Below are 19,428 nucleotides of genomic sequence, written 5' to 3'. Positions count from 1 at the left end.
TCATTCGGGGTTTGCAGATGACCGCAGAAGCGCAAGAGGCAGTTTCACGTCGACGCAGGATTGGCCGCACGTCGCTGGAAGTCACCGCGTTGTCGCTCGGCACCGCGCCGCTCGGCGGTCTGTATCACGAGCTGACGGAAGACGAGGCGCGCGCGACCGTCGATGCCGCGTGGCAGGCGGGCATCCGCTTCTTCGACACGGCGCCGCACTACGGCCACACGAAAGCGGAGCATCGGCTCGGCGATGCATTGCGGCGTTATCCGCGCGGCGATTTCGTGCTGTCGACGAAAGTCGGCCGCCGCTTCGTGCCGCGCACGACGCCCGACGACGGCAGGGAAGGCTGGGCCGCGCCGCTGCCGTTTCAGGCGATTTACGACTACACCTACGACGGCATCCTTCGTTCATTCGAAGACAGTCAGATGCGGCTCGGCATGACCGATATCGATATCGTGCTGATCCACGATATCGGCCGCGTGACGCACGGCGACAAGAACGCGCACTACTGGAAGCAACTGACCGATGCAGGCGGCTTCCGCGCGCTCGAAGAATTGAAGCAATCGCGCGGCGTGAAAGCGGTCGGCCTCGGCGTGAACGAAGGCGCGGCAGTGATGGAAGCGATGGCCGAATTCGACATCGACTGTGCGCTGCTCGCCGGCCGCTACACACTGCTCGAGCAAAACACGCTCGATGATTTATTGCCCGAATGCGAGAAGCGCGGCGTGAGTATTTTGCTGGGTGGCGCGTTCAACTCGGGCATTCTCGCGCGTGGTCTCGATGCCAACGCGCATGGCGATCTCAAGTTCAATTACGGCGATGCGCCGAAGGACGTCGTCGAGCGCGTCGGCAAGCTGGAACGCGTATGTCGCGCGCATGGCGTTGCGCTGTCGACGGCGGCCATCCAGTTTCCTTATGCGCATAAAGTTGTGGCCACGGTTCTGATGGGCGCGCGCACGCCGGACGAAGTGCGCGAGAATGCTGCATCGTTCGCGACGCCGGTTCCGTCCGCGCTGTGGGACGCGTTGCGCGCGGAAGGTCTGCTTCATGCGAATGCACCGGTGCCGCGATGACATCGAATGTGAACATCGACGCGCATCAACACTATTGGGATCCCGCGCGCGGCGACTATGGCTGGCTCACGCCCGACATGAAGCCGCTGTATCGCGTGTTCGGTCCCGACGATCTCACGCCGCTGCGCAAGGCGGCCGGCGTTCAGAAAACGGTTGTCGTGCAGGCCGCGCCGACGGTCGACGAAACGCGCTATCTGCTCGATCTCGCGCGCAGCGACGATTCGATCGCGGGCGTCGTCGGCTGGGTGCCGCTCGATTCGGCCGATGCCGCGGCGATCATCGACGAACTCGCGCGCGAGCCGAAGTTCAAGGCCGTGCGCCCGATGCTTCAGGACTTGCCCGACGATACGTGGATCGAGCACGCGCCGCGCAAGGACGCCATCGAGCGTCTGATCGATCTCGATCTCGCCTTCGACGCGCTGATCTTCGCGCGGCATGTGCCGTCGCTCGTGAAGTTCGTCGAGCGATATCCAGAACTAAGAATCGTCGTCGATCATGGCGCGAAGCCGCCGATCCGCGACGGCATCGACGTGGGCTGGCAACCGTGGGCCGATGGCATCGCGCAACTCGCGAAACTGCCGCAAAAGCTGCATTGCAAATTGTCCGGACTCGCGACCGAAGCGAACCCGAACTGGACCGACGAAACGCTGAAACCCTACGTCGCGCATCTGCTCGAACATTTCGGATATGCACGGCTGATGTGGGGTAGCGACTGGCCCGTGCTCGACATGAATGGCAGCTACGCGGCGTGGCACGACACGGCGCGCAATCTCACGTCACATCTCGAAAAGGCGCAGCAGGACGCGATTTTCGGCGCGAACGCCCGCGCCTTCTATCGCCTAAGAAACGGCTGATATACCCGGCATGTCTCAAAAACACTTCCGACTGGAGCAGTAGATGGTACAAAGACTGGCAGGCAAGACCGCGCTGATCACGGCGGCGGGGCAAGGCATCGGGCTCGCGACCGCCGAACTGTTCGCGGCACAGGGCGCGCGCGTGATCGCCACCGACATCCGCACGGAATCGCTCGAAGGCAAGCCCTTCGAAGCGCGCAAGCTCGATGTGCGCGACCCGCAGGCGATCAACGCGCTGGCCGGCGAGATCGGCGCGATCGACGTGCTCTTCAACTGCGCGGGCTATGTGCACGCCGGCTCGATTCTGGAGGCGAGCGAGGAAGACTGGGACTTCGCCTTCGATCTGAACGCGAAGGCGATGTATCGGACGATTCGCGCGTTCCTGCCGAAGATGCTGGAAAAAGGCGGCGGCTCGATCATCAACATGTCGTCGGCGGCATCGAGCGTGAAGGGCGTGCCGAACCGCTTCGTGTACGGCGCGTCGAAGGCGGCGGTGATCGGCCTCACGAAATCCGTCGCCGCCGATTTCGTCACGCGCGGCATTCGCTGCAACGCGATCTGTCCGGGCACGGTGGAATCGCCGTCGCTCAAGGACCGCATCGCGGAGCAGGCGAAGGCGCAGGGCGCGAGCGTCGATCAGGTGCAGGCCGCGTTCGTCGCGCGCCAGCCGATGGGACGCGTCGGCCGCGCCGAAGAAATCGCGGCGCTCGCGCTTTATCTCGGCTCGGACGAATCGTCGTTCACGACGGGACAGATTCACATCATCGACGGCGGCTGGTCGAACTGACCGACCGCTCACGTTATTTGGAACCAGGAGGATCACATCAGATGAAGCTGCTTCGTTACGGCCCCAAGGGTCAGGAAAAACCGGGTCTCTTGGACGCCGAAGGCCAGATTCGCGACTTGTCGAAGGTCGTCGATGACATCGCCGGCGCGACGCTGACCGAAGCGGGCCTGGCCAAATTGCGCGCGACCGATCCGGCGACGCTGCCGGTCGTCGACGGCAATCCGCGCATTGGACCGTGCGTGGGGCGCGTCGGCAAGTTCGTGTGCATCGGCCTGAACTACGCGGATCACGCCGCCGAATCGAATCTGCCGGTGCCGACCGAGCCGGTCATCTTCAACAAATGGACGAGCGCGATCTGCGGCCCGAACGACGACGTCGAAATCCCGCGCAACTCGGTGAAGACCGATTGGGAAGTCGAGCTCGGCGTGGTCATCGGCAAGGAAGCGAAGTATGTCGATGAAGCCAACGCGCTCGATTACGTCGCGGGCTATTGCGTGATCAACGACGTTTCCGAGCGCGAATGGCAGCTCGAACACGGCACGCAATGGGACAAGGGCAAGGGCTTCGACACGTTCGGCCCGATCGGTCCGTGGCTCGTCACGAAGGACGAAGTCGCGGATCCGCAGAAGCTCGATCTGTGGCTCGAAGTCGACGGCAAACGCTATCAGAACGGCAACACGAAGACCATGGTCTTCACGGTCGCGCAACTGGTCGCGTATCTGTCGAAGGTGATGAGCCTGCAGCCGGGCGATGTCATCTCGACGGGCACGCCGCCGGGCGTCGGCATGGGCGTGAAGCCGAACCCGGTCTTCCTGAAGGCCGGCCAGACGATGAAGCTCGGCATTCAGGGTCTCGGCGAGCAGACGCAGAAGACCGTCGCGGCGCAGTAATCGGCCCGCAGCAACGACAAAAAACCTCGCCGCGGCGAGGTTTTTCGTTTCGGACGACGGGATTTGAAAAGTTCAGGCGTGATAGACGGGTTCCGCCGCAACGCCTTCGGAGATGCGCGTGATCGTGCCCTGCGCGACCGCGACGAGCCGCTCGGCGCCGCCATCGGTGACGAACACGTCGCACTGGCAGGTTGCCTGCGTCATGCCGGCATGGACGACGCGAGCACGCGCCATCAGCGTTCCGGAGACGGCCGGGCGCAGATAGTTGATCTTGTATTCGCCGGTGACGACCTTCGGCCCGAGCCGCAGCGCGCCCGCGAAGGTCAGGGCGTTGTCCACGAGATAACTCACCACCCCGCCGTGTACGAAGCCGTGTTGTTGCCTTAGCTCGTCCCTGATCGTCAGACACAGCGTGAGACTCGCTGAATCGACCTGCATCAGTTTTGTTCCGAGCAAGGCGCTGAACGGTTGCGCATTCAGCGCACCGCGCGCGATATCGACAATTTCGGCCATTCGGACACTCCTTGGGTGGGTTCGGTGCCGTCCTGCAAAGACAATAGGAAGCGATCGCGCGCACTGCAAGGAAGTCACGCAAAAATTGTGCAATGGTGCGTTTCGGGCGGCACGCGCGCTCTCCGATGACGATTCGCCGAAGCGGCGCGTTCCCTGCATTCGCATAGACAAGCCGTTGCGGCAAACGATTCAAGCTTTGTCGCCCGACTGCCGTAAACCCGCAGTGTCCCCGCATCGGCGGGCCTTAATTCGGAAAGTGTGGGTGCTAGTGATGTTCGGAAAGATCAAGGTTTCATCGGGTTTGCTCGCCGTTCTGGTGGTGTTCTGTCTCTTTCAACTGGTGACCGAAGGGCTCGGTTTCTGGTCCCTGTCGCGCACGCATGACGATGTCGGCAGTCTGTCCAACATCGCGCTCAAGCAGGTCAACGCGGTCAACAAGACCACCCAGCATCTGATGGATGCGCGCATCAACCTGTCGCGCGCGGGCACGCGCATGGTGCGCGGCGGAAGCGAGCCGACGGAAATCGTCCAGCACGCGCGCGAGCAGATCGCGGCGGCGGACAAGTCGTTCACGGCGTTCCTGAACGCGCCGAAGACCGGCGATGAAAACACGGCGCGCATGAGCGCGCTGCAGGCCAAATACGCGGAGTATTCGAAGGCGCTGAGCGAGCTCGTGCAGTATCTCGACGCGGGCAATCTCCAGGCGTTCCTCGACCAGCCGACGCAAGGCTTCCAGGATCGCTATCTCGCGGAACAGCAGAAGTTCGTCGATTTCGGCGATGAAGCGGGCCGCGGCTATCTGTCGTCGATCGACACGCGCTACGCGTGGTTCCGCGCGGTCGGCATCGCGATTCTGGTGACGCTGGTCGCGGGCATCGCGCTCGTGCACGTCGCGCTGCGCCGTGCCGTGATCGAGCCGCTGGAACAAGCGGGCCGCCATTTCGAGCGCATCGCGAACGGCCGTCTCGACGAGCGTATCGAAGATCGCGGCACGAACGAAATCGGCCGTCTGTTCGCGGGCCTCGCGACGATGCAGGCAAGCGTCGCGAACACGGTGAAAACGGTGCGCGCAACGTCGGATTCGATCAACCTCGGCGCCGATGAAATCGCGAGTGGCAACGCGGATTTGTCCGCGCGCACAGAGAATCAGGCGGCGTCGCTCGAAGAGACCGCATCGAGCATGGAAGAGCTGACCGCGACGGTGCGCCAGAACGCCGAGCACGCGCGCGAGGCCAACACGCTCGCGGGCGAAGCGCTCAACGCGACGTCGCGCGGCGCGAGCGTGGTCGACGATGTCGTCGAGAAGATGCGTGGCATTGCGTCGAGCTCGGACAAGATCGCGGAAATCATCTCGGTCATCGACGGCATCGCGTTCCAGACCAACATCCTCGCGTTGAACGCGGCTGTCGAAGCGGCGCGCGCGGGCGAGCAGGGCCGTGGATTTGCGGTCGTCGCGGGCGAAGTGCGCGGTCTCGCGCAGCGTTCGGCGCAATCGGCGAAGGAAATCAAGGAACTGATCGGCGAGTCGGTCGCGCAAGTGAGCGACGGCTCGGTGCTCGTCGAGCGCGCGGGCACGGCGATGCGCGAAGTGTCGGCGTCGATTTCACGCGTCACGCAGATGATGGCGGAGATCAGCGCGTCGTCGCTCGAGCAGAGCGTGGGCATCGAGCAAGTGAATCAGGCGGTCACGCAGATGGACGAGATGACGCAGCAGAACGCGGCGCTCGTCGAGCAGGCTGCGGCTGCCGCGTCGTCGCTGCATGAGCAGACGCGGCAACTGAAGGCTGCGGTTTCGGTGTTTCAGCTCGTCTGAGTTCGCTTAAAGAGGCAAGGCCGCGTACGACGTCGCGAGGTGATACGGCGTCGTCGACGGCATCTCGGCGCGGCTGATCTCGCCCGTCGCCGAGCGGCATTCCACCCAGCCGGTTTCGTGCAGGAAGCGCGCGCGAAACCGCTCGATTTGCGGACCGACGGCGTCGCCGCGCGTCGCCAGCGCGCGCAGATATTCCGTCTGCGCCCAGATGCGCTGCGTCCCGTCGATCACGCGCCCGGTTTCGTCGATGGCGGCATGAACGCCGCCCGTCTGCTCGTCCACGCCGTGCCGCTGCGCGAAGTCGAACGCGCGCGCGAGCCGTTCGTTCAGCCCCGCCGCTTCGAATGCGGCGTGACCGCTGCCCAGCGCCAGAAAATACCACTCGAACTGATGGCCCGGCTCCAGCCGGTTGCCCGCCGTGCCCATCGGCAATTCGGCGATCGAGCCGCTCGGCTCGTGCACGAACGCATCCGCGACGGATTTCGCGAGCTGCGCGAGACGCTTGTCGTAGGCGGGCTCGCCGGTCGCTTCGCGCGCCCCGAGCCACGCTTCGGCGAGATGCATCAGCGGATTTTGCAGCGGCGTCTCGATGGTCGCGCCGAAATCCTCGGCAAGCACCGCGTTCAGCAGATCGCCGCCGCTCGAAAAGCGCGCCTCGACGAGCCGCGACGTTTCATCGAGCAGCGTGAAAGCATCGGCGGAACCGCTTTTCTTCGCGTAATGCGCGCACGCGAAAACGACGAACGCATGGGTGTAGAGATCCTTTTGACGCTCCAGCGGCGCGCCGCTCGCGTCCACGCTGTAGAACCATCCGCCGTTGCGTTTGTCCTGAAAATAGTGACGTAGCGATTCGAACAGCGTCGCGGCGTGCGCGAGATCGCCGGCTTCCGAGAACACGAAGAGCTGGCGCGCGCAGGCCATCGCCCGATAGCGCTTCGGCGGCAGCGGCGCGTGATCCCCCGGCGCGACGGCTTCATAGGCGAGCCCGAGCGCCGCGTTGAAGCCCGGACCGCGCCAGATGGGCAGCACGATGTTCGCGTAATGCGCGCGCAATGGCGCGGCGGATTCCGGGTTCGCCGATTGCATCGCCGACGATGCGTTTGGTTGCTGATCCTGCATAGGACGACTCTTATTGTTTCGGGGGATGCGCGGCCGTGAGGCGCCTACGCAACGGGAAAGGATAGCAAAACCGGCCCGCAGCGCGACGCATTCGCGGGCGACTCACCGAGAGGAGGACGAGAACATGATAGGAAATATCGAACTCGTGTCGCGGCTCATGATGGCCGCGGCGCTCGGCAGCGTGATCGGCTTCGAGCGCGAGCGGCTTTCGTGGGCGGCGGGACTGCGCACGCACATGCTCGTGTGCGTCGGCTCGGCGCTCATCATGATCGTGTCGGCTTACGGTTTCGAGGATGCGCTGAAATACGACCACGTCGTGCTCGATCCGTCGCGGGTCGCGGCGCAGGTCGTGTCGGGCATCGGCTTTCTCGGCGCGGGCTCGATTCTGCTGCGCGGCGAGATCGTGCGCGGCCTGACGACCGCGGCGAGCCTCTGGTCGGTCGCGGCCATTGGCCTCGCGGTCGGCGGCGGGCTCTATACGGCGTCGATCGCGGCGACGGCGATCATCCTCATCATTCTGGCGGGGATCAAGCCGCTCGAACGCCGCTTCATCAGCGTGAAGCAGCGCCGTCAACTGACGATGCTCGTCGATCGCGGCGCGCTCAGTTTTCATGCGCTGCACGAGGCGCTCGGGCCCGGCAGCGTGCGCGTGAAGCAGTTCGTCGTGCAGCAAAGCGATGATTCGCCCGATCTCGACGAGGTGCGAGTCGAACTGTCGCGTGCATCTGCGGTGGAATATCGCGCGATTTGCGATCGTTTGCGTCAACTCGACGTCGTGCGCGAGTTTCGTGAGGACGATGCCGCCTGAAATCGCCTTCGGGATGCGGGTTTGCACGCGCAGCCATGCGACAATGCGGCCTCTCGAAATAATCGCCGATGCGCCGGTGCGCCTTGCACGCCGGTTCGGGCAGCCGCCTTTCGAACCTATGTCAGATTCCGCAGTAAAGAGAGACGCCGACGCCTCGTCCCGCCGCCGGCGCGCAACGCAAAAGCATGAGATGCGGGCGCCGCAGACCAGCGCCGACACGGAAAAGAAACTCGCTCGCGCCGCACGTTCCGCGCAGCGTCTCGCACAACTGAGCGAAGGCGCGCGTGCGGGCGAAACGCTCGATCTGTTCGCCGAAGACGCCGAGCGCGCGCAACTTCAGGCGATGAACACCGATATCCGCCAAGGCACGTTCGAAGGTTTCGAACTGCCAGAAGTGTTTCTCGCGGCCGTGCAATCGAATGGCGGGAACGCGCCGGAATCCGTCGTCGGGAAACGGGCGGCGCGTGGCGGCGTCACATCGGTTGCGCCGGAGCAGGGCCTCTTCGGGGACGATTTGCCTCAAATCGATGCCCCGCCGCCGGACGCGAGCCAACCAGCCGCGAAAACCGGCGCGATGGCCGCGGTGACGACGCGATCGGCGAGCATCAGCACGTCGGTTGCGCCGGAGAATGCGGCGCCATCGCTCGCCGCGCTCGCTTCAGCGCTCATCGCCCGCGATCGCGGGGCTCGCGGCGACCGCAACGAAGCGGCGCCGTTCGCGCAGCCCGGCATCCGCGATGCCGCCGCGCCCGAACTCGACCGCGCCCGCGCCACGGCGTTCGCGGACACCATCGACGCGCTCTATGCGGTGATCGCGGAGCAGCGCACTTCGACGGCCGCCCACGCGCGCCGCATGAAGACGATGCTGACGATCATCGTCTGCGTGGTGCTCGTCACGGTGGCGACGGGCATCGCGCAAACCGCTGTACTGCTGCGCATGAACCACGATAGCAAGCTGCAGCAGGACCGCACCGAGCAACTGATGCTCAACCAGCAGGCGACGCTCGCGTCGCTCTTCGATACCGATTCCGCCAATATCAGCGTGCGCCGTCCTCCCGACCTGACGGACGCATCACCGGTTCGGCCGATCAGCGCCGCGACGCCCGATCCCGCGCCGAAAAAGCACACGCGTCACGCGCACCATCGCGCCACTTCCTCGGCGCACTGATTCCCGCTGTCAGATTCGCGCGACACGCCGTTCTGCGGCGGCGTGTCGCGCAGCCGCTCGTCCTCGGATCGGAATGCCGTCGTACGGGCCTCGCAGATCCGTCCCCGTTTCAAGGAGACGGCAAACCGGTAAGAATGTAGAAAAACTACCAAATTTCTTGCCACGAAATGTTGCATTGCACTAGAAATCGGTTAGGGACAACCCTATAATCCTCTCTAAGGGAAAACCCTCTGTAACTAACCGGAGTCAGTCATGAGCTACCTCTTCGCCCTGCTGCAAAAATTTGCTTCGATGTTCGAATCGGCCCACCTGCCGATGGACAAAGATTACTCGTATCAAGCGCGTTTCCGTGAATCCGAGCGTCAGCGCAAGGCGCGCGGCACGGCTTTCGGCTTCCGCCTGTAATGCGCAGCTGACGGCGGCGCGGGAAACGCAACACCAGCAACTTACGACGGCACGAGCCGTACGACCCGCCCGCCAGTTTTCCGTTTTATGTAGTTTTTCTAGCAATTCCACATCGCTTCGGCTTCTGCCGAACGCATCCCTTCTTCGCGCTTCCTGCGCGACGCCAGTCTTTTCTTTCTTTCGTAATGCTGACGCGCGGTTCGCAAGCCGCCTGCATCGCAAAAAGGCTTCGCGACTTGTTCATGCGCGACATGCCGAAAATCGCAAGATCGTTCGCTGCGCTTCCCGCAAACCCTTATCCAGCAAGGATTCGATTGACTGCTGGCACTTTCGCGCTTATTCCGGTGTCGTATTTCCACATGTGGTTGTCGCAAATAGTCGGCTGATGTGACTTTTTTCTGGCAACTATGTATGCACAGCGCGGACGCACGTCCGCACACGCCAGGAGATATTCGATGAATTCCCCCAAGGTGGTAGTCGAAGGACTGTGCAAGGTTTTCGGCAACAGTCCCAAACAGGCGCTGGACATGCTGGCCGGTGGTGCGACGAAGGAAGAGGTTTTCAAGCGCACCGGACAGATCGTCGGCGTCCATAACGTCTCCTTTGACGTCAAGGAAGGTGAGATTTTCGTGCTCATGGGCCTTTCCGGCTCGGGCAAATCCACGCTGATCCGGCTCATCAACCGGCTGGTCGAGCCGACGGCGGGCAAGGTGCTGATCGATGGCCGCGACGTGGCCGCCGTGCCGCGCTCCGAACTCACGTCCCTGCGGCGCAAGGACATGAGCATGGTGTTTCAGTCCTTCGCGCTGATGCCGCAGCGCACGGTTCTTTCCAACGCCGCATTCGGCCTCGAGGTCGCGGGCGTCGGCAAGAAGGAGCGCGAAGCGCGCGCCATGACCGTGCTGGAGCAGGTCGGCCTGGCTCCGTTCGCCCAAAAGTTACCTGCGCAACTATCGGGCGGCATGCAGCAGCGCGTGGGTCTCGCCCGCGCGCTTGCCGTGAATCCTTCGCTGATGATCATGGACGAAGCGTTCTCCGCGCTCGATCCGCTGAAGCGCAAGGAAATGCAGAACGTGCTGCTCGATCTGCAACGCGAGCAGCGCCGCACGATCCTGTTCGTGTCGCACGATCTCGAAGAGGCGATGCGCATCGGCACGCGCATCGCGATCATGGAAGGCGGCCGCGTGGTGCAGATCGGCACGCCGCAGGAAATCATCACGAATCCCGCGGACGACTACGTGGAAGCGTTCTTCGAAGGCATCGACACGAGCCGCTATCTCACGGCCGGCGATCTGATGCAGACCGACGACGTGCCGCTCATCAAACATTCGCCGCAAATCGACGCATCGAGCGTCGCGGCGACGCTCAACGGCAGCGCCGACTACGCGTTCGTGCTCGACGCCGAGCGCCGCATCCGCGGTTTCGTCGGACGTGATGCGAACGGCAACGCCGCGCCGCGCATCAATCCGATCGAATGCATCGAGCGTCACGTCGCGCTCGACGAGGTCGTGAATCGCGTGGTCGCAAGTCCCGCCCCGCTGCCGGTCGTCGAAGCGGACGGTTCGTACTGCGGTTCGATCAACAAGACCAATGTCCTGAAGGTCCTTACGCACCATCGAGGTTCCCATGTCTGAAATCATCCCGCTTGGCAGTTGGGTGGACCACGGCGTCCACTATCTCCTCGATCACGACGCGAAGACCTTCGACTCCATCGGCAAGGTCATCGAAACATTCGCTGCGGCCGTCGAGCACGGCCTGCAGGCCATTCCGATGTGGGCGCTCATGGCGATCTTCGTCGGCATCGGCTTGTGGCGAGTGGGCTGGCGATTCGCCGTGTTCGTCCTCGCGTCGCTGTTGCTGATCTACGCGACGAACTTCTGGGATCAGATGGTCATCACGCTCGGCCTCACGCTGTCCTCGACGTTCATCAGCTTGCTGCTCGGCATTCCGCTCGGCATCTGGACATCGAAGAGCAAGTACGTCGAAATGGGCGTGCGCCCGGTGCTCGATCTGATGCAGACGATGCCCGCCTTCGTCTACCTGATTCCGGCCGCGATGCTGTTCGGTCTCGGCCGCGTGCCGGGGATTCTCGCAACCGTCATCTTCGCGATGCCGCCGGCCGTGCGCCTCACCGCGCTCGGCATCAAGCAGGTGAATCGCGAGATCGTCGAAGCCGGCCAGGCATTCGGCTGCACGCCGTTCCAGCTGCTCTACAAGGTGCAGATTCCGAACGCGCTGCCGTCGATCATGACCGGCGTGAACCAGACGATCATGATGGCGCTGTCGATGGTCATCATCGCGTCGATGGTCGGCGCGGGCGGTCTCGGCAACGACGTGCTCGCATCGATTCAGCGTCTGGATATCGGGCTTGGTTTCGAGAGCGGCTTGTCGGTGGTGTTGCTGGCGATCATCCTCGACCGCATCACCGAGAGCTTCGGACGAGCGCCCGGCATGGCACGCGCACCGCTCTTCGCCGGTCTGAAGAGCGTGATGAAAGTGCGCCGCGAGCCGGCGGCGCAACAAGGCTAACAAGGCACACGACCCATGAAGCGCGACGCGATCGTTCCGGCGGGTACCGAATCACCGTTGTCCAGTCTTTCGCGCTTCGGCTTTCTCACGCTGCCGAACTTCTCGATGATCGCGTTCACGAGCGCGGTCGAGGTGCTGCGCATGGCCAATTACGTCGGCCGCGCGCAGCACTACAGCTGGTCGATCATCACGCCGGACGGCGAGCCCGCGCGTGCGAGCAACGGCATCACCATCAAGCCGACGATGACGCTCGACGAAGCCGGCATGCCCGACGTGCTGATCGTCTGCGCGGGCTGGCATGTCGCCGATTATGTCGACGACAAGGTGATCGGTCTTCTGCAGCGCGCGCATGAAGCGGGCATTCCGCTCGGCGGAATCTGCACCGGGCCGTATGCGCTGCTCGCGGCGAAACTGCTCGATGGTTATCGCTGCACGCTGCACTGGGAAGACATGTCGCCGGTCAACAAGCGCTTTCCGCATGTGCGCTTCGCCGACGAGCTCTTCGTGATCGACCGCGACCGCCTGACGTGCACGGGCGGCACCGCGCCGCTCGACCTGATGCTCAATCTCGTCGGCATGCGGCTCGGGCAGGCGCATGCGGCGCAGGTGTCGGAGCAGTTCATCGTCGAGCGAATTCGCGGATCGACGGATTATCAGCACATTCCCGTCGATGCGCGCGTCGGCTTCTCGCGTGCGGAACTCGTCGAAGTGGTGCGGCTGATGGAGGCGAACATCGAAGAGCCGTTGTCGCTCGAAGAACTCGCGCGGCTCGTGCATCTGTCGCAGCGGCATTTGCAGCGCATGTTCAAGATGTTCCTCAACGTATCGCCGACGCATTACTACCTGACGTTGCGATTGCGTCGCGCACGCGAACTGTTGCGCAACACCGATGCGTCGATCGCGCGCGTGACGAGCATCTGCGGCTTCCATTCGCCGTGTCACTTCAGCAAGGCGTATCGCGCGCAGTTCGGACATGCGCCGAGCGTCGAGCGGCGATTATCGGCCTGACTTTTTCTTTTTCTTTTTTGGCCGCGCGGGCTTCGTATGAAAGCCTCGCGTGCGGGCCGCGTCATGCCTTGAAAATAACTTCGGAGAGAGATCGATGAAACGATTGTGGATCGCGGCAGCTTTGCTATCTGGTTTGGCGGGAGCGTATGCAGCCGAGCCTGCCGCGTGCAGGAACGTGCGCTTTGCGGATGTCGGCTGGACGGATATCGCCGCGACCACCGGACTTGCATCGACCGTTCTTCAGGGCTTGGGCTACAACCCGACGAAGACGATCGCGTCCGTGCCGATCACGTTCGCGGGCGTGAAGAGCAAGCAGATCGACGTGTTCCTCGGTTACTGGTCGCCGACGATGGACCCGATGATCGATTCGTTCAGGAAAGCGAATCAAGTGAAGGTCTTGCCGACGCCGAACTTGACGGGCGCGAAGTACACGCTCGCGGTGCCGGATTATGCGTATCAGGCGGGCATCAAGAACTTCAACGACATCGCGAAGAACTACGACAAGCTCGACGGCAAGATCTACGGCATCGAACCGGGCAACGACGGCAATGCGCTCATCAAGAAGATGATCGACAACAACCTGTACGGGCTCGGCAAGTTCAAGCTCGTGGAATCGAGCGAGGCGGGCATGCTCGTGGAAGTGAATCGCGCGATTCGCGACAAGAAGCCGATCGTGTTCCTCGGCTGGGAGCCGCATCCGATGAACGTGCAGATGAAGATCGACTATCTCGCGGGCGGCGACGATGTCTTCGGCCCGAACTATGGCGAAGCAAAAGTGCTGACCGTCACGCCGACGGATTACGACACGCGCTGTCCGAATGTCGCGAAGCTCGTGTCCAACCTGCAGTTCACGACGGATATCGAGAACCACGTGATGCTGCCGATCATGAACAAGACGGATGCGAACAAGGCGGCGCGCGAATGGCTGAAGGCGAATCCGGCGGTGCTCGATAAATGGCTTGCGGGCGTAAAGACGTTCGACGGGAAGGATGGGTTGCCGGCAGTGAAGGCGTATGTCGCCGGCAACTGAAAACTGACGCAGTGATTCAACGAAGGCGCGTCAGGTCCGATAATCCGGCTTCGCGCCTTCGATCATTCTCAACGCCGCTTGCCACTGCAACGCCATGATTCCATCGGCTTCATCGCGCCGATATTGCTCTGCAGTCAACTCGCAAACCTTCTGCGACGGCAGATTCAATTCCGCATTGCCCGCCAGCGCGCGAATCTGAATCTCGCAAGCGCGTTCAAGAAAGTACATTTCCTGGAACGCTTCCGGAATGGACTTTCCGCACGACAATAACCCGTGATTCTTCAGGATCATCGCGTTATGCGAGCCGAGATCGTTGACGAGGCGATCGCGCTCCGCGAGGTCCAGCGCAATGCCTTCATAGTCGTGATACGCGATATGTCCGTAATACTTCAACGCATGCTGACTGATCGGCAATAAGCCCTGCTTTTGCGCCGATACCGCCGCGCCCGCCGCCGTATGCGTATGCACGACGCAAAACACATCGGGCCGTGCCATGTGAATCGCGGAGTGAATCGTGAAGCCCGCCGGATTCACGAGATATCGCGCGGGATCATCGCGTGCGCCCGCTTCGACCGGCCGCCCTTCATGATCGATCTTCACGAGATCCGATGCGCGCATCTCGTCGAAAAGCACGCCATAACGGTTGATCAGAAAGTGATGATCGGTGCCCGGCACGCGCGCGCTGATGTGCGTGAAGATCATGTCGGTCCAGCGAAAATGCCCGATCACGCGATACAGCGCCGCCAGATCGCAGCGCACTTTCCATTCTTCCTGCGAGTATCCGTGAGTCTCCATGCCGTTCCTCCTTGGTTTGATGAGCCGCGGAAAACGTATTCAGATCCTGCTAGATTGCCTGCGCGCGGCCCGGGAAAGTTTCGTCGTAGTCCATTGCGTGATTTGCATCCGGCGCATCCGGCGCGCCGCCCTGCTCGCGATACATCATCGGCGGCAGGCCGAATTGCTTGCGGAATTCGCGGCCCAGATGCGATGCGTCGGAAAAGCCGCAACTCGATGCGATATCGGCGACCGTCTTGTCCGAACTCGTCAGCAGCCACGCCGCCGTGCGCAGCCGCACCTGCTTCGCATACGCCTGCGGCGCCTTGCCCGTCTCCGCCTTGAATAACCGTTCGAGTTGCCGCGTCGAAAGATCGAGCTTGTGCGCGAGTTCATCGAGCGTAAGCGAACGGCCGACGTGCTGCTCCATCAGCAGGATCGCACGTTTTACTTTCGGATGCGTCGCGGGCGCGAGACCCGGCGGATGCGGCTGCGGCGCGTTGCCCTTCTGCATGTCATCGACGAGCAGGATGCGCAGCGCCTTTTGCACCGTCGCCGTTTCGAAGTGACGCAGCAGAATGGCGGCGGCGACATCGATCGATGCGCGCCCGCCCGAACACGTAATGCGCCTTCGGTCGATGACAAAGAGCCGGTCCGCGACGAGCGATTGCTCATCCGCGTGCGGGAATCGCTCGACGAAGTCCCAATAATGAAACCAGCTCACGCAGATGCGATGGCCTTCGAGCACGCCCGCGCGCATCAGCGAGAACACGCCGGTGCACATGCCGACGAGCGTTGCATTTGAGGCAGCCGCGCGGCGGATGAACTGCAGCGTCGCATCGCTCGTCGCGGGGCCGGAATGCAGCAGGCCGCCGACGACGACGACGTAATCGAAAGGCTCGGCCTGATCGTAGGTTTCCCACGGCGTGATCTGTATGCCGCAACTCGCGCGAACGGGCGCGAGCGTCTCGCCGATCACGCTCCACGAGCAGCGCACCGGTCGGCTGAAATCGCCTTCATCGGCGGAAAGGCGCAGCAGATCGACGAAACCGGAGAACGCGGTCAGCGTGAAATTCGGCAGCAGGATGATGCCGAAGCGGATGCGCGATTTCGATTGACCGTCGACAGACGACGGCGGAAGAGATTCTGCGGCGTTCATGCGGGAGACATGCGGCTGGACGTTATCCAGCGAGCATATCACTCGGCCGCGAGCATCGGGCGTGCGTCAGAAATGGAACGCGGCCGGCGTCGTGTGACGCCGGCCGCGCAAATAACCGTGAATCGAAGCGGTGCGCTTCAGCCGCCGAGCACCGCGAAGCCCCAGGCGAAAGCGCCGCCGATGAGCGCGCCCGCCGCGCGGCCGAGCACGCTCGCGATCGTGTAATCGGCCCAGCGCTGTTCGACTTCGGCCTTCAACACGCCGAAGTAGCGCAGGGCGGGATCGATCGAGCAGAGCAGCATCAGCGCGATCCAGACGGGCACCTGACGCGTGAGCACCCGATCGACGGCGAGCAGATCGACTGCCTGAAGCGTGCCGACGACAGCCACGCTGATAAGGAAAGCGAGAATCCAGGATTTGAAGAACTGGTCGGGTAAGGCGTGAGTTTCCATCAATGCGAACCGGATAAGCAAGAAAAGGCGGAAAGGACGAGTGATCCGAAACCTGTAGGCGTGGCTCACCTCAAGACCTAGGGAATATACCGATGCCTGTCGGCGCGACGCTTCGGACCAGTCTCAAAAATGCGGGATGTGCAACGAAGATACGCAAAAACGCGCCGGGCGCGAAATGCTCTGTTACGCGCAGTCGCGCTTGCGTCGCCGGGCCTGAAATCATCGGAAATCCGACGTCGTCCACGCGCGAAAAACGGCGCTGACGCCGCGATCCCATTTCGATGGCGTTTTTGTTCTATCGGGTCTTTTCTGGGTTTGGTGCAATGAGCGCCATACCGGAACATCTCGCCAACCCAAGGGACACGCCAATGAACGTCAGCGTCTTCGATCTGTTCAAGATCGGCATCGGACCGTCGAGTTCGCATACCGTCGGGCCGATGATCGCGGCGTGCCGCTTCGCGTCGCATATCGAAGACGCCAATCTGCTCGCCTTCGTCACGCGCGTGCGCGCCGAGCTGTTCGGCTCGCTCGGCGCGACCGGCAAAGGCCACGGCACCGACAAGGCCGTGCTGCTCGGCCTCGAAGGGAATCTGCCCGATCTCATCGATCCGGACGTCATCGCGCCGCGTCTCGCGGAAATCCGCGCGACGAAGCGCCTGAAGCTGCTCGGCAAGCACGATGTGATGTTCGAGGAGCGCGAGCATATCGGCTTCTATCGCAAGCTGATGCCGGGCGCGCCGGGATCGAGCATCGTGCATCCGAACGGCATGCGCTTTCAGGCGTTCGACGAGAACGGCCAGCTTCTCGTCGAGAAGGAGTATTACTCGGTCGGCGGCGGCTTCGTCGTGAATCGCGAAGGCGATCGCGTGAACGGCTTGCGCGCGGCCAATACGGTGCCGTATCCGTTTCGCACCGGCGACGATCTCATGCGCGTCTGTCAGGAGACAGGTCTGTCTATCGCCGACGTGACCATGCAAAACGAATGCGCGAATCGCAGCGAATCCGAAGTCCGCGAAGGCATGCTCGCGGTGTGGCGCGTGATGGCCGCGTGCGTGGAGCGCGGCTGCAAGGAGCGCGGCGAGCTGCCCGGTCCGATGCAAGTCAAGCGCCGCGCCGCCGATCTGTCCGCGTCGCTGCGGTCGCGCTCGGAAGAGTCGCTGCGCGACCCGCTGTCGATGCTCGACTGGGTCAATCTCTACGCGATGGCCGTCAACGAAGAGAACGCGGCGGGCGGCCGCGTCGTCACCGCGCCGACCAATGGCGCGGCCGGCGTGATTCCCGCCGTGCTGCATTACTACGTGAAGTTCATGCACGGCTCGAACGATGACGGCATCGTGCGCTTCCTTCTGACAGCCGCGGCCATCGGCATCATCTACAAGGAAACGGCGTCGATCTCGGGCGCGGAAGTGGGTTGTCAGGGCGAAGTCGGCGTCGCCTGTTCGATGGCCGCCGCCGCGCTCGCCGCCGTCATGGGCGGCACGCCCGCGCAAGTCGAAAACGCCGCGGAAATCGGCATGGAACACAACCTCGGCATGACGTGCGACCCCGTTGGCGGCCTCGTGCAGATTCCGTGCATCGAGCGCAATGCGATGGGCGCGATCAAGGCGATCAACGCCGCGCGCATGGCGATGAAGGGCGACGGCAAGCATTACGTGTCGCTCGATTCGGTCATCAAGACGATGCGCGAAACCGGCGCGGACATGAAGACGAAATACAAGGAGACGTCGCGCGGTGGCCTCGCCGTGAACGTCATCGAATGCTGAATTCAGGACCCCACGAAGGAAGAGAAACACCATGAGCCGCTATTCCATCTTCAGCCTCTTACGCAACGGCATGTCGTATCACGAGAACTGGGAGCGCCAGTGGCGAAGTCCCGAGCCGAAGCGCGAGTACGACGTGGTGATCGTCGGCGGCGGCGGTCATGGTCTCGCGACCGCGTATTACCTCGCGAAGGAGCACGGCATCACGAACGTCGCGATTCTCGAGAAGGGCTGGATCGGCGGCGGCAATACCGCGCGCAACACGACCATCGTGCGCTCGAACTATCTGTGGGATGAATCGGCGGCGTTGTACGAAAAAGCGATGAAGCTGTGGGAGGGCCTCTCGCAAGACCTCAACTACAACGTGATGTTCTCGCAGCGCGGGGTGATGAATCTCGCGCATACGCTGCAGGACGTGCGCGATACCGAGCGCCGCGTGAACGCGAACCGTCTCAACGGCGTCGATGCCGAGTTCCTCACGCCGCAGCAGATCAAGGAAATCGAGCCGACGATCAATCTCAACAGCCGCTATCCGGTGCTGGGCGCGTCGATTCAGCGTCGCGGCGGCGTCGCGCGTCACGATGCGGTCGCGTGGGGCTTCGCGCGCGGCGCGGATCGCGCGGGCGTCGACATCATCCAGAACTGCCAGGTCGTGGGCATTCGCCGCGACGGCAGTCAGGTGACGGGCGTCGATACGACGAAGGGTTTCATCAAGGCGAAGAAGGTCGCGGTCGTCACGGCGGGCAACACGACGACGCTCGCCGACATGGCCGGCGTGCGCCTGCCGCTCGAAAGCCATCCGTTGCAGGCGCTCGTGTCGGAGCCGATCAAGCCGGTCGTGAACACGGTCGTGATGTCGAACGCGGTGCATGCGTACATCAGCCAGTCCGACAAGGGCGACCTCGTGATCGGCGCGGGCGTCGATCAATACACGGGCTTCGGTCAGCGCGGCAGCTTTCACATCATCGAAGGCACGCTGGAAGCGATCGTCGAGATGTTCCCCGTGTTCTCGCGCGTGCGGATGAATCGTCAGTGGGGCGGCATCGTCGACGTATCGCCGGATGCGTGCCCGATCATCTCCAAGACCGACGTGAAGGGTCTGTACTTCAACTGCGGATGGGGCACGGGCGGCTTCAAGGCGACGCCGGGTTCGGGCTGGGCCTACGCGCACACGATCGCGAAGGACGAGCCGCATCCGCTGAACGCGCCGTTCTCGCTGGATCGTTTCTATACCGGTCATCTGATCGACGAACACGGCGCGGCTGCCGTGGCCCACTAATCGCATTAGGAGC

The 19,428-nt window shown here is 63.0% G+C and carries 19 protein-coding genes; 14 read left to right on the top strand and 5 right to left on the bottom strand.

Translation table 11 applies throughout. The annotated features are described in order from the left end of the window. Nucleotides 1-17: 17 nt before the first annotated feature. The 4 genes from QCE58_RS22975 to QCE58_RS22960 are packed head-to-tail and all read left to right on the top strand — an operon-like array spanning nucleotide 18 to nucleotide 3,598. Nucleotides 18-1,067 (top strand): aldo/keto reductase, encoded by a 1,050-nt coding sequence (locus tag QCE58_RS22975; RefSeq protein WP_250457911.1) that lies wholly within the window; start codon nucleotides 18-20, stop codon nucleotides 1,065-1,067. An 8-nt stretch (nucleotides 1,068-1,075) separates the two neighbouring features. Continuing rightward, the gene (locus tag QCE58_RS22970; protein WP_250521474.1) at nucleotides 1,076-1,921 is read left to right on the top strand and encodes an amidohydrolase; all 846 of its coding nucleotides are present in this window, start codon (nucleotides 1,076-1,078) and stop codon (nucleotides 1,919-1,921) included. A gap of 43 nt (nucleotides 1,922-1,964) precedes the next feature. Next, on the top strand, nucleotides 1,965-2,708 hold the full coding sequence (locus QCE58_RS22965; protein WP_008354193.1) for an SDR family oxidoreductase: 744 nt from the start codon (nucleotides 1,965-1,967) through the stop codon (nucleotides 2,706-2,708). 41 nt (nucleotides 2,709-2,749) lie between these two features. After that, nucleotides 2,750-3,598, top strand: coding sequence for an ureidoglycolate lyase (locus QCE58_RS22960; RefSeq protein WP_175982371.1), 849 nt, complete (start codon nucleotides 2,750-2,752; stop codon nucleotides 3,596-3,598). Nucleotides 3,599-3,670: 72 nt separating this feature from the next. On the opposite strand, the gene QCE58_RS22955 is transcribed toward QCE58_RS22960, so the two are convergent. Next, complete coding sequence (locus QCE58_RS22955; RefSeq protein WP_008354191.1) at nucleotides 3,671-4,111, bottom strand: PaaI family thioesterase; 441 nt, start codon at nucleotides 4,109-4,111, stop codon at nucleotides 3,671-3,673. A gap of 271 nt (nucleotides 4,112-4,382) precedes the next feature. Between QCE58_RS22955 and QCE58_RS22950 the strand changes: the two genes are divergently transcribed. Next, nucleotides 4,383-5,924: a methyl-accepting chemotaxis protein gene (locus QCE58_RS22950; protein ID WP_008354190.1), complete on the top strand. Its 1,542-nt coding sequence runs from the start codon at nucleotides 4,383-4,385 to the stop codon at nucleotides 5,922-5,924. A gap of 6 nt (nucleotides 5,925-5,930) precedes the next feature. On the opposite strand, the gene QCE58_RS22945 is transcribed toward QCE58_RS22950, so the two are convergent. Then, complete coding sequence (locus QCE58_RS22945) at nucleotides 5,931-7,043, bottom strand: AGE family epimerase/isomerase (RefSeq protein WP_250521466.1); 1,113 nt, start codon at nucleotides 7,041-7,043, stop codon at nucleotides 5,931-5,933. A gap of 124 nt (nucleotides 7,044-7,167) precedes the next feature. Here QCE58_RS22945 and QCE58_RS22940 point away from each other — a divergent pair, with 124 nt between their 5' ends. The 7 genes from QCE58_RS22940 to QCE58_RS22910 all read left to right on the top strand — a co-directional run bounded on the left by QCE58_RS22940 (nucleotide 7,168) and on the right by QCE58_RS22910 (nucleotide 13,991). After that, nucleotides 7,168-7,851: an MgtC/SapB family protein gene (locus QCE58_RS22940; RefSeq protein ID WP_008354188.1), complete on the top strand. Its 684-nt coding sequence runs from the start codon at nucleotides 7,168-7,170 to the stop codon at nucleotides 7,849-7,851. A 190-nt stretch (nucleotides 7,852-8,041) separates the two neighbouring features. Next, the gene (locus QCE58_RS22935) at nucleotides 8,042-9,019 is read left to right on the top strand and encodes a hypothetical protein (RefSeq protein WP_250521467.1); all 978 of its coding nucleotides are present in this window, start codon (nucleotides 8,042-8,044) and stop codon (nucleotides 9,017-9,019) included. 252 nt (nucleotides 9,020-9,271) lie between these two features. Continuing rightward, nucleotides 9,272-9,424 carry a hypothetical protein gene (locus QCE58_RS22930; protein ID WP_008354186.1) on the top strand — a complete coding sequence of 51 codons (153 nt, stop codon included), beginning with the start codon at nucleotides 9,272-9,274 and terminating at the stop codon, nucleotides 9,422-9,424. A gap of 455 nt (nucleotides 9,425-9,879) precedes the next feature. After that, a complete protein-coding gene (locus tag QCE58_RS22925) occupies nucleotides 9,880-11,058 on the top strand; it encodes a glycine betaine/L-proline ABC transporter ATP-binding protein (RefSeq protein ID WP_008354185.1) in 1,179 nt (392 codons plus the stop codon). Further along, the gene (gene choW / locus QCE58_RS22920) at nucleotides 11,051-11,953 is read left to right on the top strand and encodes a choline ABC transporter permease subunit (protein ID WP_008354184.1); all 903 of its coding nucleotides are present in this window, start codon (nucleotides 11,051-11,053) and stop codon (nucleotides 11,951-11,953) included. Before QCE58_RS22925 ends, choW begins: the two co-directional genes overlap by 8 nt. A 15-nt stretch (nucleotides 11,954-11,968) precedes the next feature. Further along, nucleotides 11,969-12,961 (top strand): GlxA family transcriptional regulator, encoded by a 993-nt coding sequence (locus QCE58_RS22915; protein WP_008354182.1) that lies wholly within the window; start codon nucleotides 11,969-11,971, stop codon nucleotides 12,959-12,961. A 94-nt stretch (nucleotides 12,962-13,055) separates the two neighbouring features. Next, nucleotides 13,056-13,991 (top strand): choline ABC transporter substrate-binding protein, encoded by a 936-nt coding sequence (locus tag QCE58_RS22910; protein ID WP_250521468.1) that lies wholly within the window; start codon nucleotides 13,056-13,058, stop codon nucleotides 13,989-13,991. A 30-nt stretch (nucleotides 13,992-14,021) separates the two neighbouring features. Here the strand turns inward: QCE58_RS22910 and QCE58_RS22905 are convergent, their stop codons facing one another. The 3 genes from QCE58_RS22905 to QCE58_RS22895 form a co-directional block, all read right to left on the bottom strand. After that, on the bottom strand, nucleotides 14,022-14,786 hold the full coding sequence (locus tag QCE58_RS22905; RefSeq protein ID WP_250521469.1) for a class II aldolase/adducin family protein: 765 nt from the start codon (nucleotides 14,784-14,786) through the stop codon (nucleotides 14,022-14,024). 49 nt (nucleotides 14,787-14,835) lie between these two features. Beyond that, nucleotides 14,836-15,924 carry a GlxA family transcriptional regulator gene (locus QCE58_RS22900; RefSeq protein ID WP_175982375.1) on the bottom strand — a complete coding sequence of 363 codons (1,089 nt, stop codon included), beginning with the start codon at nucleotides 15,922-15,924 and terminating at the stop codon, nucleotides 14,836-14,838. A 137-nt stretch (nucleotides 15,925-16,061) separates the two neighbouring features. Then, complete coding sequence (locus tag QCE58_RS22895; protein WP_033535841.1) at nucleotides 16,062-16,376, bottom strand: hypothetical protein; 315 nt, start codon at nucleotides 16,374-16,376, stop codon at nucleotides 16,062-16,064. 368 nt (nucleotides 16,377-16,744) lie between these two features. Here QCE58_RS22895 and QCE58_RS22890 point away from each other — a divergent pair, with 368 nt between their 5' ends. Together QCE58_RS22890 and QCE58_RS22885 are read left to right on the top strand one after the other, a co-directional pair. Continuing rightward, entirely contained in the window at nucleotides 16,745-18,139 is a 1,395-nt protein-coding gene (locus QCE58_RS22890; protein ID WP_008354177.1) for an L-serine ammonia-lyase, read from the top strand. Nucleotides 18,140-18,170: 31 nt separating this feature from the next. Then, complete coding sequence (locus tag QCE58_RS22885; RefSeq protein WP_008354176.1) at nucleotides 18,171-19,415, top strand: sarcosine oxidase subunit beta family protein; 1,245 nt, start codon at nucleotides 18,171-18,173, stop codon at nucleotides 19,413-19,415. The last annotated feature ends 13 nt before the right edge of the window (nucleotides 19,416-19,428 follow it).

It is taken from the genome of Caballeronia sp. LZ028, from assembly GCF_031451415.1.
GTDB classification, from domain to species: Bacteria; Pseudomonadota; Gammaproteobacteria; order Burkholderiales; family Burkholderiaceae; genus Caballeronia; species Caballeronia zhejiangensis.
This window is presented reverse-complemented; position numbering and strand designations above follow the sequence as displayed.